The following is a 19,508-nucleotide window of genomic DNA, read 5'->3' on the forward strand; positions in this document are numbered from 1 at the left end:
AGGGTCTCCAGCGATAACGCTGGAGACCCTCGCGTCTTCTGTTCTCTTTTCACGAGCAAGCTCGTTCCTACAACAGATTCGGAACAGTCCTGCACCTCCTGCACCTCCTGCATTGACTTCCATGTCCATCAGGTCAACTCTCGGCCACCCCTCACGGATCGAGAGCGTTGTTGATGAACCCTTCCACGCACACCGCGAAAAAAATCGTCGCTCATCCTGCTGTTGATGACGATGACGCTGGGCGTTTTCCCGCTGGACGTCGTACTCCCGTCCTTTCCCGCGCTCTATGACTACTTCCGGACCTCCGCGTCCGACATTGCCCTTTCGGTCAGCCTGTTCGCCATTGGCCTAGCGTTATCTGTGGTGCTGGTCGGACCGCTGTCGGATTTGTGGGGGCGCAAGAATCTTTTGCTGACCGGTATCGCTATCTCGATGGTGGGTGCGACTGGTTGCCTGCTGTCCAGCGAATACGGCTGGTTTCTGCTTTTTCGCGTCATCCAGGCAGTGGGCTGCGGCTCCTTTGTGCTGTCGCAGGCGCTGATTCAGGATTTGTTCGTCGGCAAGGAACAGGAGCGAATCAGGATCTGGATGACGACCGGTGGCTGAGTGTTCATTTCCATATCGCCGCTGCTCGGGACCTGGCTGCAAATGCATCTGGTCTGGGAGGGCAGCTTCTATGTCTTTATCGTGTTGGCGGCCATTGTCTGGATAAAGGCAGGCGTCCTGCTCAAGGAAAACCCACGCAGTCGGAATGTGGCACTGAACGTGAATTGATAAACGCCGGTCGTCATCCCGCACACGCCATCGGCGCGGGATCAACGCTTCCCGGCATTCCCTCTCGCCGCCAGCCGTGTAGAATCGCGACATTCATCGCCAGTCATCCCCCGGCGGGTTTATGAGCTCAAGCTGAAGCGCGCGGCGATCCCGCAAAGTTATCGGCAACTTCCGGACACACGGCCATTTCTGAGTGTTCCAGACGTCAATAGAAGCTCACTTCCCTTTTGATACCTGATTAGCCGCCCGGAGTGCTTCATGCCTGATTACCGCTCGAAAACATCCACCCACGGTCGCAACATGGCCGGTGCCCGCGCATTGTGGCGCGCCACGGGGATGAAAGATGACGACTTCAAAAAGCCGATCATCGCCATTGCCAACTCGTTCACCCAGTTCGTACCGGGCCACGTCCACCTCAAGGACCTGGGCCAACTGGTCGCCCGCGAAATCGAACGCGCCGGCGGTGTAGCGAAAGAATTCAACACCATCGCGGTCGATGACGGCATCGCCATGGGCCACGACGGCATGCTGTATTCGCTGCCGAGCCGCGAGATCATTGCCGACTCCGTCGAATACATGGTCAACGCCCACTGCGCCGACGCCATCGTCTGCATCTCCAACTGCGACAAGATCACCCCTGGCATGTTGATGGCTGCCCTGCGCCTGAACATCCCGGTGATCTTCGTGTCCGGCGGCCCGATGGAAGCCGGCAAGACCAAACTGGCCAGCCACGGTCTCGACCTGGTCGATGCCATGGTGATCGCCGCCGACTCCAGCGCTTCTGACGAGAAAGTCGCTGAGTACGAGCGTAGCGCCTGCCCGACCTGCGGTTCGTGCTCCGGCATGTTCACCGCCAACTCGATGAATTGCCTGGTGGAAGCCCTGGGCCTGGCATTGCCGGGTAACGGTTCGACCCTGGCCACGCACAGCGACCGCGAGCAACTGTTCCTGCAGGCCGGCCGCACCATCGTCGAGCTGTGCAAGCGTTACTACGGCGAGAACGATGAGTCGGTGTTGCCGCGCAACATCGCCAACTTCAAGGCGTTCGAAAACGCCATGACCCTGGACATCGCCATGGGCGGTTCCACCAACACCATCCTGCACTTGCTGGCCGCCGCCCAGGAAGCCGAGATCGATTTCGACTTGCGCGACATCGACCGTCTCTCGCGCAACGTGCCGCAACTGTGCAAGGTCGCGCCGAACATCCAGAAGTACCACATGGAAGACGTGCACCGTGCCGGCGGGATCTTCAGCATCCTCGGCTCGCTGTCCCGTGGCGGCCTGCTGCACACCGACCTGCCGACCGTGCACAGCAAGACCCTGGCCGAAGGCATCGCCAAGTGGGACATCACCCAGACCGACGACGAAGCGGTGCATCACTTCTTCAAGGCCGGTCCGGCAGGCATCCCGACGCAAACCGCGTTCAGCCAGTCGACCCGTTGGGAAACCCTGGACGACGACCGTGAAAACGGCTGCATCCGCAGTGTCGAACACGCCTACTCGAAAGAAGGCGGCCTGGCTGTTCTCTACGGCAACATCGCGCTGGATGGCTGCGTGGTGAAAACCGCGGGCGTCGACGAGTCGATCCACGTGTTCGAAGGCAACGCGAAGATCTTCGAAAGCCAGGACAGCGCCGTACGCGGCATCCTCGCGGACGAAGTGAAGGCCGGCGACATCGTGATCATTCGCTACGAAGGCCCGAAAGGCGGCCCGGGCATGCAGGAAATGCTGTACCCGACGTCGTACCTGAAATCCAAAGGCCTGGGCAAAGCCTGCGCCTTGCTCACCGACGGTCGTTTCTCCGGCGGTACCTCGGGCCTGTCCATCGGCCACGCTTCGCCGGAAGCGGCTGCGGGTGGCGCGATCGGTCTGGTGCAGGACGGCGACAAGGTGCTGATCGACATTCCGAACCGCTCGATCAACCTGTTGATCAGTGACGAAGAAATGGCTGGGCGCCGTGCCGAGCAGGATCAGAAAGGCTGGAAGCCTGTGGAGAAACGTCCACGCAAGGTGACCACCGCGCTGAAGGCCTACGCCCTGCTGGCGACCAGCGCCGACAAGGGTGCCGTGCGTAACAAGGCGATGCTTGACGGGCTGTAAGCGTCAGTCGCAGAAATAAAAATGCCCCGCCAAGTGCGGGGCATTTTTTTGCCGATCATTTTATCCACACTGTACGCAGGTCCCTGTAGGAGCCGGCTTGCTGGCGATAGAGGTGGTTCAGCCAGTGACGATTTCGACTGAATGTCCGCCATCGCCAGCAAGCCGGCTCCCACAGTAGATCGGTGTTTCGGTTACTGGATTTCTGCCGGTGTCACGATCACCCAGTTCTTGTCCGCCGTCACCGGCAACCCTTCCTTGGCCTGAGCGGCTGCGTGCTTGGCCATCATGCCGTTAATCTGGGTCATGTATTTGTCCTTGCGGTTGACCCACAAGTGGATGCCGCCCTTGGCCACGTCAACATCGTGGAACAGCATGTAACCGTCGCTGGTCGGAGTGTCGCCGCCGACCAGTACCGGTTTTTTCCACTCATCGATGTAGGTCAGAATCGCCGCGTGTTTACCGGCCATCCAGGTTGCCGGGGTCCAGAGGTACGGGGTCAGTTCGAGGCCGAGGTTGGCCTTCTCGTCATACTTGCCAGCAGTGATCTGCTTGCGCGCCGTGGTCAGCTCGCCGGACTTTTGATCCTTGAGCAGCAGGCTCACACCGATCACATTCTGCGGTTTGACGTTGTAGCCGTACTTCGGATCGGCAGCGACCATGCGCACCAGCTCTTCGGAAGCGGCGGTCATCACGTAGACCTCGATGCCGTTCTCCATCAGCTTGTTGTAGAGCTCTTGCTGGCCGGTGAAGATTTTCGGCGGGTTGACGTCGAGGTTCTTGACCACGTCGCCTTCGTAATACGTCGCAGGCACCGGTTTGCCGGAGGCCATCAACTCATCGACATAGCCCTTGAGCTCCTTGAGCGTGAAACCGGAGAACACCTGGGCGACCCATGGATAGCAAACCATGTCGTCGACTTCGCAGAGGCGGTAGTAGTAGCTGAACAGGCTTTCCTTGTGGTCGGCGGTGTCCTTGAACGGCATGAGTTTCAGGGAGGGATCGAGTTTGTCGCGGGTGATCAGCCCCTTGTTCTCCATGAACGGCAGCAACGACTCCTCGAGGTCATAGCGGTAGCTGGTGTTGTCCATGTCGAACACCGCGTAGTTACCTTTGTTGGCGTTGGCCGCGATCATCGCGTCCAGCGCCTTGGCCTGATCGGCTGGCCAATGCTTCAAATCCGTGGCGAAGACCTGGCCGGCGAGGCTAAGGCCCAAACCCAATCCCAACGCGGCAGCCAGAAATTTCGGTGCAAGCTTCATCGGCATTTCTCCCTGAATTAAAGACATCGACGCTAACAAATAAGTGTGACAGTCCCCGTCTGTCAGCGACGGTCAACGCACCTATCGCGCCAGCTGCATCCCTGTGAGCGACACCCGCTTATTCCAAAAACGACAGTTATCAGACTTTTTTGATATTAATTCATTGTAAATCAAGCTGTTAGGCTTCCCGGTTCGCAGCTGCCCCGGAAGGCAGTTGGCACATGTCTAATGGGAGTTCCAATGAATCTGCCGCTGATTCTCAACCTGCTGGTGTTCCTCGCCCTGCTCGCCGCACTGGCGCAAACCCGTCATACGACGTGGAGCCTGGCTAAAAAAGTCCTGCTCGCTTTGGTGTTGGGCGTCGTGTTCGGTGTCGCACTGCACACGATTTACGGCGCCGGCAACCCGGTGCTGAAAGCCTCGATCGGCTGGTTCGATCTGGTGGGCAATGGTTACGTGCAGTTGCTGCAAATGATCGTGATCCCACTGGTGTTCGCCTCGATCCTCAGCGCCGTGGCGCGTCTGCACAACGCGTCGTCGCTGGGCAAGATCAGCTTCCTGACCATCGGCACGCTGCTGTTCACCACGGCTATCGCGGCGCTGATCGGTATCGGTCTGACCAACCTGTTCGGCCTAACGGCTGAAGGCCTGGTGGCCGGCACGCAGGAAATGGCCCGTCTGCAAACCATTCAGACCGACTATGCGGGCAAGGTCGCCGACCTGAATGTGCCGCAGTTATTGCTGTCGTTCATCCCGCAAAACCCGTTCGCCGACCTGGCTCGCGCCAAGCCGACGTCGATCATCAGTGTGGTGATTTTCGCAGCCTTCCTCGGTGTCGCCGCCCTGCAATTGCTGAAGGACGATGTCGAGAAAGGTCAGAAAGTGATCAACGCCATCGACACCCTGCAAGCCTGGGTGATGCGTCTGGTGCGGCTGGTGATGAAGCTGACTCCTTACGGTGTATTGGCGCTGATGACCAAAGTGGTCGCCGGTTCCAACCTGCAAGACATCATCAAGCTCGGCAGTTTTGTGGTGGTGTCCTACATCGGCCTGGGCCTGATGTTTGTGGTGCATGGCGTGCTGGTGTCGGCAGCCGGGATCAACCCACTGCGTTTCTTCCGCAAGATCTGGCCGGTGCTGACATTTGCCTTCACCAGCCGCTCCAGCGCGGCGACCATTCCGTTGAGCATCGAAGCGCAGACCAGCCGTCTGGGCATTCCGCAATCCATCGCCAGTTTCGCCGCTTCGTTCGGCGCGACCATTGGCCAGAATGGCTGTGCGGGTCTGTACCCGGCGATGTTGGCGGTGATGGTAGCGCCGACCGTGGGCATCAACCCGCTGGACCCGCTGTGGATCGCGACGCTGGTGGCGATTGTGACGCTGAGCTCGGCTGGCGTCGCGGGCGTGGGCGGTGGCGCGACGTTCGCCGCGTTGATCGTGTTGCCGGCCATGGGTTTGCCGGTGTCACTGGTGGCGTTGCTGATTTCGGTTGAGCCGCTGATTGATATGGGGCGTACGGCGTTGAACGTGAGTGGTTCGATCACGGCGGGTGCGATTACCAGCCAGATGATGCAGCAGACCGATAAAGCGCTGCTGGATGCAGATGAGCATGGGGCGTTGGCTCACGCTTAAGATTTTCATCGTCTGAGCGGGCCTCTTCGCGGGCAAGCCCGCTCCCACAGGTTTTTTGGTGCTTACACAATGTGTGTTCCACCTTGATTACTGTGGGAGCGGGCTTGCCCGCGATGCTTTTAGGCTTTTTCCCAGACTTCGAAGTTGTAGGCAGGCTTGTCACCCTCCGCCGGATTCGGAACATTCGACACCAGTTTCCACTGATTCAAATCAAACTCCGGAAACCACGCATCCCCTTCGGGGCTCAGCGCTACGCGCGTCAGATACAACCGATCAGCCTGCGCCAACCCCTGCGCATACAACTGCGCCCCGCCAATCAACATCACCTCATCGACGCCCTGCTCGTTCGCCCATTGCTGAGCGCGAACCACCGCGGCCTCCAGCGACGGATAAACCTCCGCACCTTCCAGCTGCAGATCCGCCTGACGGCTGACCACGATGTTCAACCGGCCCGGCAGCGGACGACCGAGGGAATCCCAGGTCTTGCGACCCATGATGATCGGCTTGCCCAAGGTGGTAGCCTTGAAGTATTTGAAGTCCCCCGGCAAGTGCCAGGGCATGCTGTTGTCGACGCCGATCACGCGGTTTTCACCGAGGGCTGCGATCAGGCTGAGGGGGAGTGATTTAGTCATGCCGGCGAGGATACCAGAGCCTCCCGTACCCCGATAAGCGCCACAGCGGTTATGCTCACAGCTCAATTGAGCGACGGGATGCCGCGTGACAGAACTGAATAACCTCTGGCTGACGGAAACCATCCGCCTGCGTGAAGAACACGCCGGCCCTCTGGATGACATGGAAGCCAACAGACTGGCGCGCACCGCCGGCGGCGATCTACCGACAAGAATAGTGCGCCGCGCGGTGTGGCTGGCCGAGCGCGATGGGTTGGCCGAAGCCCTCAGGCATTGGCTGCAAGGCGCGCGACTGGCATTGATCGTGATGGCCTTGCTGGCCGTGGTCAGCGGTGCCGGGCTGGCGTTTGCCGCCTTGGGCGACGGACAAACACCGGTGAATGTGTTCTGGGCCCTGGGCAGTCTGCTCGGGCTGAACCTGATTCTGCTGCTGAGCTGGGCCCTGGGCCTGATGTTTGCCGGCGAGCACGGCGCAACGCTGGGACGCTTGTGGTTGTGGCTCAGTGAAAAACTCGCCCGCGACGCCAAAGCCGTGCAACTGGCACCCGCCCTGCTGTTGTTGCTGCAACGACAAAAACTCAATCGCTGGGCGCTCGGCGTGTTGGTCAACGGTTTGTGGTTGCTGGCGATGCTCAGCGCATTGGCCATCCTGCTGATGCTGATGGCGACCCGGCGTTATGGCTTCGTCTGGGAAACCACCCTCCTGAGCGCCGACACCTTTGTGGCCATGACCCAAACATTGGGTGCGCTGCCCGCCGTGCTGGGTTTCAACGTGCCGACGGTGGAAATGATCCGCGCCAGTGGCGATGCCGCGCTGAACATCGAAAGTGCCCGTCAGGCCTGGGCCACGTGGCTGGTCGGCGTGTTGGTGGTTTACGGGATTGTGCCGCGGCTGCTTCTGGCACTGGTCTGCTTGTGGCGCTGGAAAAGCGGCCGCGCCAACCTGCATCTGGACCTGAACCTGCCCGGTTACGCTCAACTGCGCGAACGCCTGATGCCCACCAGCGAACGCCTGGGCATCAGCGATGCCGCGCCCGCGCAACTGCATCGGGTGGAAAGCGGCGTCAGCGATCTGCAAAGCGATGGCGCGTTGCTGGTGGCCATCGAGCTGGACGATCAACGCCCATGGCCGCCACAACTGCCTGAAAACGTGAGCGACGCGGGCATCCTCGACAGTCGCGAATCGCGCCACAAACTCCTCGAACAGCTCAGCCGTTTCCCTCCGGCGCGCCTGGCCATCGCCTGCGATCCACGCCGTTCGCCGGACCGCGGCAGCCTGGCACTGATCGCCGAACTGGCTCGCAACGCCAGCGCCACCCGCGTCTGGTTGCTGCAAGCGCCACCCGGCGAAGCACTGGACGCCGAGCGCCTCGGCGACTGGCACGTGGCGCTGCAACAGTTGGAGCTGCCCTTCGCCGACTGCGCACCGCTGAGCTGGCTGGAGACCGGTCATGACTAATCCGTGGAAAGCGCCGCTGAAGCTCGCCGTGGTCGGCCACACCAACGTCGGTAAAACCTCGCTGTTGCGCACGCTGACCCGTGACGTCGGTTTCGGTGAAGTGTCCCATCGTCCCAGCACCACGCGACACGTCGAAGGCGCGCGGTTGTCGGTGGATGGCGAACCCTTGCTCGACCTCTTCGACACCCCCGGCCTGGAAGACGCCATCGCCCTGCTCGACTACCTCGAACGCCTGGAGCGCCCCGGCGAACGCCTCGACGGCCCGGCGCGGCTGGCGCGTTTTCTTGAAGGCAGCGAAGCCCGGCAGCGTTTCGAGCAAGAAGCCAAAGTGCTGCGGCAACTGCTGACCTGTGATGCCGGCCTCTATGTGATCGACGCCCGCGAACCGGTGCTGGCCAAGTACCGCGACGAACTGGAAGTGCTGGCCAGCTGCGGCAAACCGCTGCTGCCGGTGCTGAATTTCGTCAGCAGCGCCAACCACCGCGAACCGGATTGGCGCGAAGCACTGGCACGGTTGGGCTTGCACGCCCTGGTGCGTTTCGACAGCGTCGCGCCGCCGGAGGATGGCGAACGCCGACTCTATGAAAGCCTCGCGTTGCTGCTGGAAAACTCCCGCGAGCAACTGGAGCGTCTGATCGCCGATCAGCAAGCCCAGCGTCTGGCCCGACAGCAAAGTGCGACGCGATTGATTGCCGAGTTGTTGATCGATTGCGCGGCGTGTCGGCGCAGCGTGGTCAGCGATGCCGAGCAGGAACAGCAGGCGATCAGCGCGCTGCGCAAAGCCGTTCGCCAACGGGAACAGCGCTGTGTCGAAGCGCTGCTCAAGCTCTATGCCTTTCGCCCGCAGGATGCGGCGGCCAGTGAATTGCCGCTGCTCGATGGCCGTTGGGGCGACGATCTGTTCAACCCGGAAACCCTCAAGCAATTGGGCGTGCGCGTCGGTGGCGGTATCGCGGCCGGAGCAGCAGCCGGGGCCGGGGTGGATCTGCTCGTCGGCGGCTTGACCCTCGGCGCCGCGGCACTGGCCGGCGCGATTGCCGGCGGTGCCCTGCAAACCGCGCGCAGTTATGGCAGCCGGTTGCTGGGCAAGATCAAGGGCCAGCGTGAACTGACGGTCGATGACAGCGTGTTGCGGTTGCTGGCGTTGCGTCAGCGACAATTGCTGCAGGCGCTGAATGCGCGCGGGCATGCGGCGATGGACAGCATCCAGGTCGCCACGCCCCAGGACAAGACCTGGCGCGAAGGCAAACTGCCCGAAGCCCTGAACAAGGCTCGGGCGCATCCGCAGTGGTCGTCGCTCAATCCGCAGGCGAAGTTGAGTCAGGCGGAGCGGCAGGAGCAGGTTGAGGTGTTGGCGCAGCAGCTTTGAATTTGCGGTTTCAGTTCTGGCCCCTCCGCGAGCAAGCCCGCTCCCACACTGGATCTGTGCTTGCCGCGAATCCAATGTGGGAGCGGGCTTGCTCGCGAAGGCAGCGCCTCGGTCTCTTAGGTGATCGCTACCAACCCAGCTTCAAAAACTGCTTCGCCAATGCCGCAACACGACTTCGATCCGTCCGATCCGCCCGCCCGTCATTATCCACATCCGAGCTCAATATCAGCTCGAACACCCCATCATTATCAAGATCACGAACGGCAGCTTTGTAGGCAATCACCGGCCCTTGATGAAAATCCAGCCGCACCATCTCCGGCGTACCGTCCCCGGAGGAGTTCTGCGAGTAGATGCGCAAGTGCCGCTCTTCACCCTCTGCGCGGTTGAACCAGGCGCATTTCAAATAGTTCGTACTGAATGATTTGAGCCGGTTGATATCCGCCTCCGTTGCCTTGCGCTGCAACCGGCCATCTTCAAAAAACTCAAAATGAAGCGTGTCGGCCACACCCTTCCCGCTTCGATCCTGTGCAATCACTTTCAAATAACGCATCCGTGCGCTTCCCGGGGAAAAGCCCAGACTGGCCCATCGCCGCAAGGCATACCATCCACCGTTTCGCTATTGCCTGTGAGACAACTCAACGCGCCTCGCCGGACAAGACGTTCGCGGCCTTGCGCTTCAACACGTCGAGATCAATCACCGGCACCCACATCTCCTTGGCCAGCTCATCCCACTCGCGCATGCGCAAACTGACGGCGCACAACGGGTCCTGCGCGAAAGCTTCAGCCTCCGCCGCAGTCATCACCCCGCCCTGATACGCCAGGGTCCGGCGGCTGGCTTCGCTCAAGCGCTCGTAGTACCCGGGCTCTTTGAGTGTCAGATAACGCTTGGCTTGCACGTGGTATTCCACCAGCCGCGCCATGCGCTCGCTGAAGCCTGCACGGCGCAGATAATCGGCCCCCAGGCGTTCGTGGCTGACGACGCCGAAACCGCCCATGTTCTCCGCACTCTCGGCGCAGATGTGCCCGATGTCGTGGAAGAACGCGGCGAGCACCACTTCGTCATCGAAGCCTTCCGCCATGGCCAGTTGTGCGGCCTGTGACATGTGCTCGATCTGCGACACCGGCTCACCGATGTAATCACTGTCACCCAAACGTTCGTACAGCGCGAATACCTCGTCGATCACTTGCGCGGTGCGGTCCATCAACGCTCTCCCAATACAGTCGCGACATTACGTTCTGCCATGGCCGGCCCGACACTCATGCCGACGCCGGTGTGCATCAGTGCCACGCTCACGCCCGGCATCGGCCGCAGAAATGAAAACGGTCCCGGCCCCCGTGAACCATAGACACCCTGCCAGCGCTCGACCACTTGCACGTTGCAGCGCAACGTCTGCTCGGCCAGCGCGATCATCCAGTCGTCCACTCGCTCGGCGTTGAATGGCGAGGGATCGCGGCCATAGTGATGGGAGTCGCCGATGATCAGTTCGCCGTAAGGCGTCGGGCTGATCAGCAGGTGAATGCCGTTTTCGTGCAGGTGCGGTTCTTCACGCAGGATGTGCGCCTGCACCGCCGCCGCTTCCGGCAGATCAGCGAAGGCGCCGTAGTGCACGCAACTCAAACCGGTGAGCAGCGCGTGTTGCAGGTTGAGGTTGATCTGCGGTCGGGCGCGAAGCATTTGCAGGCGACAGATTTGCGGGTCAAGCGCGGCGATCGGCTGGGCCAGCAAGGTCTGATAGTCGTGGCCGGAGCAAACGATGATCTGCCCGGCGCAGAAGGTGCTGGCGGTGCTGTGCAAGCGACCGGGCTCGATGTCGCGCACGAGGGTGGAGAAATGAAACTCGACGTTCATTTCGCGGCGCAGGTAATCGATCAACGCCGGGATCGCTTCGCGGGAATACAGTTGTTGATCGTCCATGCCGTGCAGCGCGGCGCGGTGATGGCTGAACTGGCCGCCGTACAAATCGCGCAATGCCGCACCGCGCAGCAGGTCGACGCGGTAACCGTGTTCCACGGCGCGTCCGGCGCAAAAAGCTTCCAGCAGATGTTCTTCGGCTTCGGTGCGGGCGAACAGGTACGAGCCGTTGCGCTTGAGCTGCAGGCCCGCCAGTTGCGCCCATTGACCCCAGATCTCGCGGCTGGCTTTGGCCAGTTCCAGCATCGGGCCCGGCGGTTGCCCGGTGACGAGGGCCTGGCCGAAGTTGCGCACCGAAGCACCGAGCGGGGTTTCACTGCGTTCGAAAACCGTGACCTTGAGGCCGCGCCTGGCGGCGGCGTAAGCGTGGGACAGGCCGAGAATGCCGGCGCCGACGATTAGCATGTCGTTGTGTTGTGTCATGGAGTTTTGTCCAAAGTTCGAAGCCGCCTTCGCGAGCAAGCCCGCCCCCACAAGGGAACGCATTCCAAATGTGGGAGCGGGCTTGCTCGCGAAGAGGCCCTGTCAGCCAATAGAGATCTTATTTGGCAGCCACTTTCTCGGACTTGCCGTCATAGCGCTTGCGCCACTCGGTCAGGATCTCGTCGCGATGCTTCGACGCCCAGGCAAAGTCGTTCTTGATCAGACGCTGCTCGTAATCCGCCGGCAATTCAGTCTGCGGCTTGGCAATCCCCGGCTGCGCCAGCACCGCGAAGTTCTCTTTATAAAGCTCCATCGCCGCCGGGCTGGCCGAGAAGTCCGCCAGTTTCTTCGCCGCGTCTTCATGCGGTGTGCCCTTGATCACAGCGGTCGCTTCGATCTCCCAGCCCAAACCTTCTTTCGGCAGGATGATGTCCAGCGGCGCACCCTGGCGCTTCAACTGAACGGCCGGGTATTCAAAGGAAATACCGATCGGGAATTCGCCCGCCGCTGCGAGTTTGCAAGGCTTGGAGCCGGAATGAACGTACTGGCCGATGTTCTGGTGCAGGTCATCCATGTACTGCCAGCCCTGCTTCTCGCCGAAAGTCTGCAGCCAGGCGCTGACGTCGAGGAAACCGGTGCCGGACGAAGCCGGGTTCGGCATCACGATCTTGCCTTTGTACTCAGGCTTGGTCAGGTCCTGCCAGCTCACGGGTTTGCTCAAACCCTGCTTCTCGGCTTCGACGGTGTTGAAGCAGATGGTCGCGGCCCAGACATCCATGCCGACCCAGGCTGGCGGATTCGCGGCGTCGCGGTAGTTGCCGCCGATCTTGCCCAGGTCTTTCGGCGCGTAGCTTTGCAGCATGCCTTGTTGATCGAGAATCGCCAGGCTCGAAGCGGCCAGGCCCCAGACAGCATCAGCCTGCGGGCGGGCTTTTTCGGCCAGCAGTTTGGCGGTGATGATGCCGGTGGAGTCGCGTACCCATTTGATCTCGACGTCGGGGTTGGCTCTTTCGAAGGCTTCTTTGTAGGTCTTCAGCTGTTCGGCTTCGAGGGCGGTGTACACCGTCAACTCGGTTTTCGCCGCGAAGGCGTTCAGGCTGAAAGCGGTGAGGACAGCAGCGGCCAGGGCCAGGGGCTTGAACATGATCTTTTCCTGTTTTGAGTTGAGGTTTGCGGGATTGGAAATCAGTGGCCGGGGGCGGTCTGTCGCCAGGCCTGGGAACGGCGCAGCAATCCGCGCGAAGCCCAGGCCAGCAGCAGGGACACGCCCGCCGAGGTGAACAGAATCAGGGTCGACATCGCCGCCGCGCCGCCGACGTTGCCGGCGTCATCCATGTTCAGCACCGCCACTGCCGCGAGAATGGTGTCGGGGCTGTAAAGGAAGATCGCCGCCGAGACAGTGGTCATGGCTGAAACGAACAGGTAGCGCACGATGTCCAGCAGCGCCGGCAGGCAAATCGGCACGGTGACCCGCAGGTAATGCCGGTACAGCGGCGCCTTGAGCGATAGCGCGGCGGCTTCGAACTCGGCATCGAGCTGACGCAATGCGGTGGTCGCGGACATTTGCGCGGTGGTCAAATAGTGAGCAATGGTGCAGACCACCAGCAGGGTCATGGTCCCGTAGAGCACATGCAGCGGGTTGTCGGTGAGGTTGAAGAAGAAGACATAACCCAGGCCCAGCACCAGGCCCGGCACCGCCATCGGTACGAAACTGAGCATGCGCAGGGTCAGGTTCAGTCCGCGCTGGCCTTTGGTTTTTTCCATCAGGTAGGCGCCGGTGAAGATCAACACGCTGCCGATCAACGCCGTGCACAGGGCCATCTTCACGCTGTTGCCGTAAGCCAGCCAGCCGCCGCCCGCTGTGTCGTTGAACTGGTAATGGTTGAGCGACAGCGACAGGTTGTACGGCCAGAATTTCACCAGCGACGAGAACACCGCCATGCCGAACACCAGCAACAGCACCGCGCAGATCAGCAGCACGATGGCGAGGTAGCAGCCGTCGCGCAGCTTCGATGGCGCCGGTTGAAACACCTGAGCCCGACCGCTCATGGAATCATCGTGACGCCGACGCAACCAGGCATCGACACCGAAGCTGAACAGCGCCGGCAGCAGCAGGACCATGCCAATCAACGCGCCGCGACCGAACTGCTGCTGGCCGACCACGGCTTTGTAGGCTTCCAGCGCCAGCACCTGATAGTCGCCACCGACCACCACCGGTACGCCGAAGTCAGTGATGGTCAGGGTGAAAACGAGGCAGAACGCGGCGAACACCGCCTGACGGGTTGCTGGCCAGGTGATGCTGCGGAAGGCTTTGGCCGGACTGGCGCCCATGCTGGAGGCGGCATCGAAGAGGCGCGCATCCGCCAGGGACAGAGCTGACAGCAAAATCATCAAGGCGTGTGGGAAGGTGTAGATGACTTCGCCCAGAACGATGCCCCAGAAGCCGTAGATATTGTCCGAGAGAAAACCACGCAACAGGCCCTGGTTGCCGAACAGGTAAACCAGCGCAATACCCGGCAACATCGACGGCGCCATCAGTGGCAACAGCGACATGCCACGCCAAATGCCTTTACCGGGAATCAACGTACGTTGCAGCGCGTAGGCAAACAGGTAGGCCAGTGGTACGACGATGGCCGCGACGCTGAGGGAAACTTTCAGGCTGTTACCGAGCAACCAGTGGAAATTCGCACTGGTGACCAATTCACGCGCAGCCACCAGACCACCGCCCTGCCCGGCCTCCGAACTGAAACCACGCCAGAAGATCGCCAGCAACGGCATCAACACCGCGATGCCGAGCAACACCAGCAAAAGGACTTTGCCGCCGACCACGAACACACGGTCGCCGATCTCGGCACGGGAGGCCTGCCGAACCTGCTTGTGCGGTATCGGCAGCGCGATGTTCGCGCTCATCAGGCAAACACCTGCAGGCTGTGCGGCGGCAAGGCGACCATGATCTGCTGCGCGCCGAGGCGCGGCATCGCTTCCGGCGCCAGTTCCGCCAGTAAGGCGTGGCCGGGAAGTTGATCGAGTTCGAAACTCATGCGGCAGCGGTTGCCGAGGAAGGTGATCTCGCGAACCTTGGCCGGGAACAGGTTTTCCTCATGCACCAGCGGGTTGACGTTGATCGCCTCAGGGCGGCAGAACAACCGGCCCGACGCGGTTTTTGCGCTACCGTCGGCCAGGCGCATGTTCATCCCGCCGACCTGGGCATGACTGTCGCTGCTGCGCCGGAAGGGCAGCCAGTTGCCCTGGCCGACAAACTCCGCCACGAACGGCGTGGCCGGGCGGTCGTAGATTTTCTGCGGCGTGGCGTATTGCTCGACCCTGCCGTTATTCATCACGGCGATACGGTCGGCCATCAGCATGGCCTCGTCCTGATTGTGGGTGACCATCAGGGTGGTGATGCCGAGGCTGCGTTGAAGTTGGCGCAGTTCGGTGCACAGGTGCTCGCGGACCCGAGCGTCGAGGGCCGACATCGGTTCATCCAGCAGCAACAACGAAGGCGCCGGCGCCAAAGCGCGGGCCAGTGCGACACGTTGCTGCTGACCGCCGGATAATTGGCCGGGGTACTTTTTCTCACTGCCGGTCAGGCCGACCAGCTCCAGCATCTGACCGACACGTTTGCGCACTTCGTCGCGACCGCTGCCGGCGAGGCCGTAGGCAATGTTCGCTTCGACGGTGAGATTGGGGAACAGCGCGTAGGACTGAAACAGAATGCCGTAGTCCCGAGCCTGCGGTGCCAGGTGGGAAACGTCGCGATTGCCGAGGTACAACTCGCCGCTGTCCTGTTTCTCCAGACCGGCGATGCAACGCAGCAAGGTGGTTTTGCCACAACCCGACGGGCCCAGCAGGCACACCAGTTCACCCGCCGCCACGTCGAGGGAAACGTTATCCAGCGCGGTGAAGGCGCCAAAGCGTTTCTGCACACCGCGCACCTTCATCGGGGCGCCGGGGTTGGTCAGGGCAGTTGCGATCGAGTGGTTCATGGACAGGCCTCATCAAGCAGATGGGGCCATCCTGAACGTGCAATGCGTCCGTCATGTGGCAGTGAGGCAAAAACGGCTGATAGTGGTATTCAGGGATTTGGGTTGGAGAAATGTGTTGCCTGGTCTGGCGCCTTCGCGAGCAAGCCCGCTCCCACATTTTGGAATGCGTTCCCCCTGTGGGAGCGGGCTTGCTCGCGAAGAGGCCAGCACAAGCAATGAAGATTTCAGGCCGGGGCCATTTCCTGCGCCAACCCGAGAAACGCCGCCGGCAACCGCGCGCCTTTTCGCTCCTTGAGGCAGTACAAATACTCGGGAATCTGCGGCGCATTCTCGATGGTCAGCACGCGAAGTTGCGGATCATGCGGCACTTCCTGCCGGGCGATGATGCTGATGCCGATGTTGCGCAGCACCGCCTCGCGGATCGACTCACGGCTGCCAATCTCCAGCAACGGCCCGAAACTCACCCCGGCGCTGGCCAGCAATTCTTCGGTCAACCGCCGAGTCGTAGAACCCGACTCCCGCATCAACAACGTATGCCCGGCCAACGCGCTGAGCGGCACATGATCGTGCACCGCCAGCGGATGATTGCGATGCACCGCCAACACCAGCGGATCGCTGCCAAGCACCCGGCGAATCAGTCGTGCATCGTCGAGCAATTGCGAAGACGCCGCGACATCGACCCGGTAATCCTCCAACGCTTCCAACACCTGCTGCGAGTTGCCGATTTCCACCGACACTTCCACTTGCGGCAAGCGCTCGCGAAAGGCCTTCACCAGATCGAGGATGTAATACGGCGCCGTGGCGGCGATGCGCAAAGTGCCCTGGACCTGGCCGCTGTTACGCAGGAAAAATTCGATGTCGGCTTCCTGCTGCAACAGCGTCTTGACCATCGGCAGCAGCCGCGCACCTTCGTCACTGACGCTGAGGCGGCGGCCGCCACGGTAGAACAGTTCAACCGAGTACTGGCTTTCCAGATTGCGGATCTGCGTGGTGACCGTGGGCTGACTCAGGCCGAGCTTTTTCGCCGCCAGGGTAATGCTGCCCAGGCGGGCCACCATGTAAAACGCCTTCAGCTCGGCACTCAGCACACCCGTTCCTCATCGACTACTTGCGCAACAGACGCAAACCATTGAACACCACCAACAGGCTAACGCCCATGTCGGCGAACACCGCCATCCACATGGTGGCGATCCCGGCGAAGGTTACCCCAAGAAAGATCACCTTGATGACCAAAGCGAGGGCGATGTTCTGTTTGAGGATGCTTGAGGTTCGACGCGACAGACGAATGAACGCAGGGATCTTGCGCAGATCGTCGTCCATCAGGGCGACATCGGCGGTCTCGATGGCGGTATCGGTGCCGGCGGCGGCCATCGCGAAACCGATCTGGGCGCGCGCCAGTGCCGGCGCATCGTTGATGCCGTCGCCCACCATGCCGACACGATGACCCTGTGCATAAAGCGCTTCGATGGCTTGCAGCTTGTCGCTTGGCAGCAGATCGCCCCTGGCCTCGTCGATACCGACTTGCGCGGCAATCGCCTGGGCGGTGTGAGCATTGTCGCCGGTCAGCATCAGGGTTTTGATGCCCAGATCGTGCAGTTGCCGAATCGCTTCGCGGCTGGATGATTTCACCGTATCAGCCACGGCAAACAGCGCCAGTGGGCCGGACTTGTCGAGCAACAACACCACCGACTTGCCCTGTTTTTCCAGCGCGAACAGCTTCTCTTCCAGCGCCGGCGAACACAGGCCCAAATCTTCCACCAGGCGATGGTTGCCCAAGTGATAGACCCGGCCATTGATTTCCCCGCGTACACCACGACCGCCCAAGGCTTCAAAGTTATCCACAACGAGCGGCGCGGATTGTTTATCCACAGCCGCATTGGCGATGGCCAACGACACCGGGTGGTCCGAGCGCCCGGCCAGCGCTGCCGCAATCGCCGGGGCGGTCGCGTCAACGGTGGGATCAAGCGACAAATAATCGGTCTGCACCGGTTTGCCGTGGGTCAGGGTGCCGGTCTTGTCCAGGGCCAGGTAATCAAGCTTGTAACCGCCCTCCAGATAAACACCGCCCTTCACCAGAATACCTTTGCGCGCCGCTGCCGCGAGGCCGCTGACGATGGTCACCGGGGTGGAAATCACCAACGCGCATGGGCAAGCGACTACCAGCAAGACCAGCGCTCGGTAGATCCAGTCGAACCAGACGGCGCCCATGAACAGAGGCGGGATGACCGCCACCGCCAAGGCGAGCAAGAACACCGCCGGGGTATAGATTTTCGAGAGCTGATCGACGAAGCGCTGAGTCGGTGCCCGTGCGCCCTGAGCCTGTTCCACGGCATGGATGATCCGCGCCAGGGTCGAATTGTTCGCCGCCGCAGTCACGGAATATTCCAGCGAGCCTGCCTGGTTGATGGTGCCGGCGAAGACTTTGTCGCCCACGGTTTTCTCGATCGGCAGGCTTTCGCCGGTAATCGGCGCCTGATTGATGGTCGAACTGCCCGACACCACTTCACCGTCCAGGCCAATCCGCTCACCGGGGCGCACCCGCACTCGCGCACCGAGCTCGATGGTTTTGACCTCTTGCGTGACCCAACTGCCGTCGGCTTGCTGCACCGTCGCCTGTTCCGGGGCCATCTGCATCAAGCCGCCAATGGCGTTTCGCGCTCGGTCCAGCGATTTGGCTTCGATCAACTCGGCCACGGTGAACAGGAACATCACCATTGCGGCTTCCGGCCATTGGCCAATCAATATTGCGCCAGTTACCGCGATGCTCATCAGCGCGTTGATGTTCAGATTGAGGTTCTTGAGCGCGATCCAGCCTTTCTTGTAAGTGGTGAGCCCGCCACTGAGGATCGAAACCAGCGCGATGATGGCTACCACCCATATCGGTGCGGCGTCGGTGAAGTGGATCACTTCGGCAGCCAGCGCAGTTACACCAGACAGCGCCAGGGGCCACCAGTGTTTTTTCTCAGGGATCGGCGCTGGCGCTTCGGAGCCCTGCTCCATCGGTTCGGCCACCATGCCCAGCGACTTGATCGCCTCGATAATCGGCGCAGTGCTCGGCAGGTCATGGGTCACGCCCAAGACACGATTGATCAGGTTGAATTCCAATTGCTGCACACCCGCGAGCTTGCCCAGTTTGTTCTGGATCAGCGTCTGCTCGGTCGGGCAGTCCATCGCGTCGATGCGGAAACTGCTCAGCCGTGCGCCGTCGGTCGGCTTGTCGCTCAACTTGATCAGTGAAGGTACTGCCGCCTTGGAGGAACAGCAGGAATCGCCGTGCCCGCCATGCTCATGCTTCTGCACAGGCTGCAGCTTGTGGCTGTGATCGTGATCGTGATCGTGATCGTGATCAGACTCGGGTTTGTGGGTGTGAAGAGAATCGCTCATCAGGTCGCGTCCATAAGGTGCCTGTTGCCAAGTAAAGACCCTGTAGCCACTATAGGGTCAAGCACCCTTTTGGAGATGGCCGTCATGAAGATCGGAGAACTGGCGAAACTCACCGACTGCGCCGTGGAAACCATCCGCTATTACGAGCGCGAAAACCTCCTGCCGGAGCCGGCCCGCAGCGACGGCAACTACCGCGTCTACACCCAGGCCCACGCCGAACGCCTGACCTTCATCCGCAACTGCCGCACGCTCGACATGACGCTGGAAGAAATCCGCAGCCTGCTGGCCTTGCGCGACAGCCCGCAGGATCAGTGTGAAAGCGTGAATGCGCTGATCGATGAACACATTCATCACGTGAAAGCGCGGATAGATGGGTTGCTGGCGTTACAGACACAATTGCTCGACCTGCGCCAACGCTGTGGCGAAGGGCCGGATATCGATCAATGCGGGATTTTGCAGCGGTTGGAGGTGAGTGGCGGGGTTGTGGCGACGGAAGTTGAGCATTCCCATGTGGGCCGCAGCCACGGCCACTAAGCACACCCCAAATCAAATGTGGGAGCAACTGTCTTCACCCTGCCATT

15 protein-coding genes and 1 pseudogene are annotated in these 19,508 nt (G+C 61.2%); 6 read left to right on the forward strand and 10 right to left on the reverse strand.

Translation table 11 applies throughout. The annotated features are described in order from the left end of the window. Positions 1-173 precede the first annotated feature (173 nt). Positions 174-759 (forward strand): annotated as a pseudogene (locus PMI01S_RS23200) (MFS transporter); the annotation flags it as partial. A gap of 273 nt (positions 760-1,032) precedes the next feature. Then, entirely contained in the window at positions 1,033-2,874 is a 1,842-nt protein-coding gene (gene ilvD / locus PMI01S_RS23205; protein ID WP_084322467.1) for a dihydroxy-acid dehydratase, read from the forward strand. A gap of 191 nt (positions 2,875-3,065) precedes the next feature. Here ilvD and PMI01S_RS23210 read toward each other — a convergent pair whose 3' ends face one another. Further along, entirely contained in the window at positions 3,066-4,133 is a 1,068-nt protein-coding gene (locus PMI01S_RS23210; protein ID WP_084322469.1) for an HAD family hydrolase, read from the reverse strand. Between the two features lie 240 nt (positions 4,134-4,373). On the opposite strand from PMI01S_RS23210, the gene PMI01S_RS23215 reads away from it, so the two are divergent. Beyond that, positions 4,374-5,765, forward strand: a complete 1,392-nt coding sequence (locus PMI01S_RS23215; protein WP_084322471.1) for an L-cystine transporter — start codon at positions 4,374-4,376, stop codon at positions 5,763-5,765. Between the two features lie 119 nt (positions 5,766-5,884). Here PMI01S_RS23215 and PMI01S_RS23220 read toward each other — a convergent pair whose 3' ends face one another. After that, a complete protein-coding gene (locus PMI01S_RS23220; RefSeq protein WP_084322472.1) occupies positions 5,885-6,397 on the reverse strand; it encodes a dihydrofolate reductase in 513 nt (170 codons plus the stop codon). A gap of 85 nt (positions 6,398-6,482) precedes the next feature. On the opposite strand from PMI01S_RS23220, the gene PMI01S_RS23225 reads away from it, so the two are divergent. Both PMI01S_RS23225 and PMI01S_RS23230 read left to right on the forward strand, forming a co-directional pair. Further along, a complete protein-coding gene (locus PMI01S_RS23225; RefSeq protein ID WP_084322474.1) occupies positions 6,483-7,853 on the forward strand; it encodes a DUF2868 domain-containing protein in 1,371 nt (456 codons plus the stop codon). After that, positions 7,846-9,222 (forward strand): GTPase/DUF3482 domain-containing protein, encoded by a 1,377-nt coding sequence (locus tag PMI01S_RS23230; protein WP_084322476.1) that lies wholly within the window; start codon positions 7,846-7,848, stop codon positions 9,220-9,222. The genes PMI01S_RS23225 and PMI01S_RS23230 overlap by 8 nt, the downstream gene beginning before the upstream one ends. 127 nt (positions 9,223-9,349) lie before the next feature. Here PMI01S_RS23230 and PMI01S_RS23235 read toward each other — a convergent pair whose 3' ends face one another. The 8 genes from PMI01S_RS23235 to PMI01S_RS23275 all read right to left on the reverse strand — a co-directional run bounded on the left by PMI01S_RS23235 (position 9,350) and on the right by PMI01S_RS23275 (position 18,927). Further along, entirely contained in the window at positions 9,350-9,772 is a 423-nt protein-coding gene (locus PMI01S_RS23235) for a hypothetical protein (RefSeq protein ID WP_084322477.1), read from the reverse strand. Positions 9,773-9,857: 85 nt separating this feature from the next. Next, positions 9,858-10,424: a phosphonate degradation HD-domain oxygenase gene (locus PMI01S_RS23240; protein ID WP_084322479.1), complete on the reverse strand. Its 567-nt coding sequence runs from the start codon at positions 10,422-10,424 to the stop codon at positions 9,858-9,860. After that, a complete protein-coding gene (locus PMI01S_RS23245) occupies positions 10,424-11,557 on the reverse strand; it encodes a TIGR03364 family FAD-dependent oxidoreductase (protein ID WP_084322481.1) in 1,134 nt (377 codons plus the stop codon). The genes PMI01S_RS23240 and PMI01S_RS23245 overlap by 1 nt, the downstream gene beginning before the upstream one ends. A 118-nt stretch (positions 11,558-11,675) precedes the next feature. After that, a complete protein-coding gene (locus tag PMI01S_RS23250) occupies positions 11,676-12,701 on the reverse strand; it encodes a putative 2-aminoethylphosphonate ABC transporter substrate-binding protein (protein WP_084322483.1) in 1,026 nt (341 codons plus the stop codon). Between the two features lie 41 nt (positions 12,702-12,742). Then, a complete protein-coding gene (locus PMI01S_RS23255; RefSeq protein ID WP_084322485.1) occupies positions 12,743-14,467 on the reverse strand; it encodes a putative 2-aminoethylphosphonate ABC transporter permease subunit in 1,725 nt (574 codons plus the stop codon). Further along, positions 14,467-15,543, reverse strand: coding sequence for a putative 2-aminoethylphosphonate ABC transporter ATP-binding protein (locus tag PMI01S_RS23260; protein WP_084322487.1), 1,077 nt, complete (start codon positions 15,541-15,543; stop codon positions 14,467-14,469). Before PMI01S_RS23260 ends, PMI01S_RS23255 begins: the two co-directional genes overlap by 1 nt. A gap of 224 nt (positions 15,544-15,767) precedes the next feature. Next, the gene (locus PMI01S_RS23270) at positions 15,768-16,631 is read right to left on the reverse strand and encodes a LysR family transcriptional regulator (RefSeq protein ID WP_084322491.1); all 864 of its coding nucleotides are present in this window, start codon (positions 16,629-16,631) and stop codon (positions 15,768-15,770) included. Positions 16,632-16,647: 16 nt separating this feature from the next. After that, on the reverse strand, positions 16,648-18,927 hold the full coding sequence (locus PMI01S_RS23275) for a heavy metal translocating P-type ATPase (RefSeq protein WP_084322493.1): 2,280 nt from the start codon (positions 18,925-18,927) through the stop codon (positions 16,648-16,650). Positions 18,928-19,011: 84 nt separating this feature from the next. Here PMI01S_RS23275 and cadR point away from each other — a divergent pair, with 84 nt between their 5' ends. Continuing rightward, positions 19,012-19,461 (forward strand): Cd(II)/Pb(II)-responsive transcriptional regulator, encoded by a 450-nt coding sequence (gene cadR, locus PMI01S_RS23280; RefSeq protein WP_084322495.1) that lies wholly within the window; start codon positions 19,012-19,014, stop codon positions 19,459-19,461. Positions 19,462-19,508: the final 47 nt, after the last annotated feature.

It is taken from the genome of Pseudomonas migulae NBRC 103157, assembly GCF_002091715.1.
Lineage (GTDB): Bacteria > Pseudomonadota > Gammaproteobacteria > Pseudomonadales > Pseudomonadaceae > Aquipseudomonas > Aquipseudomonas migulae_A.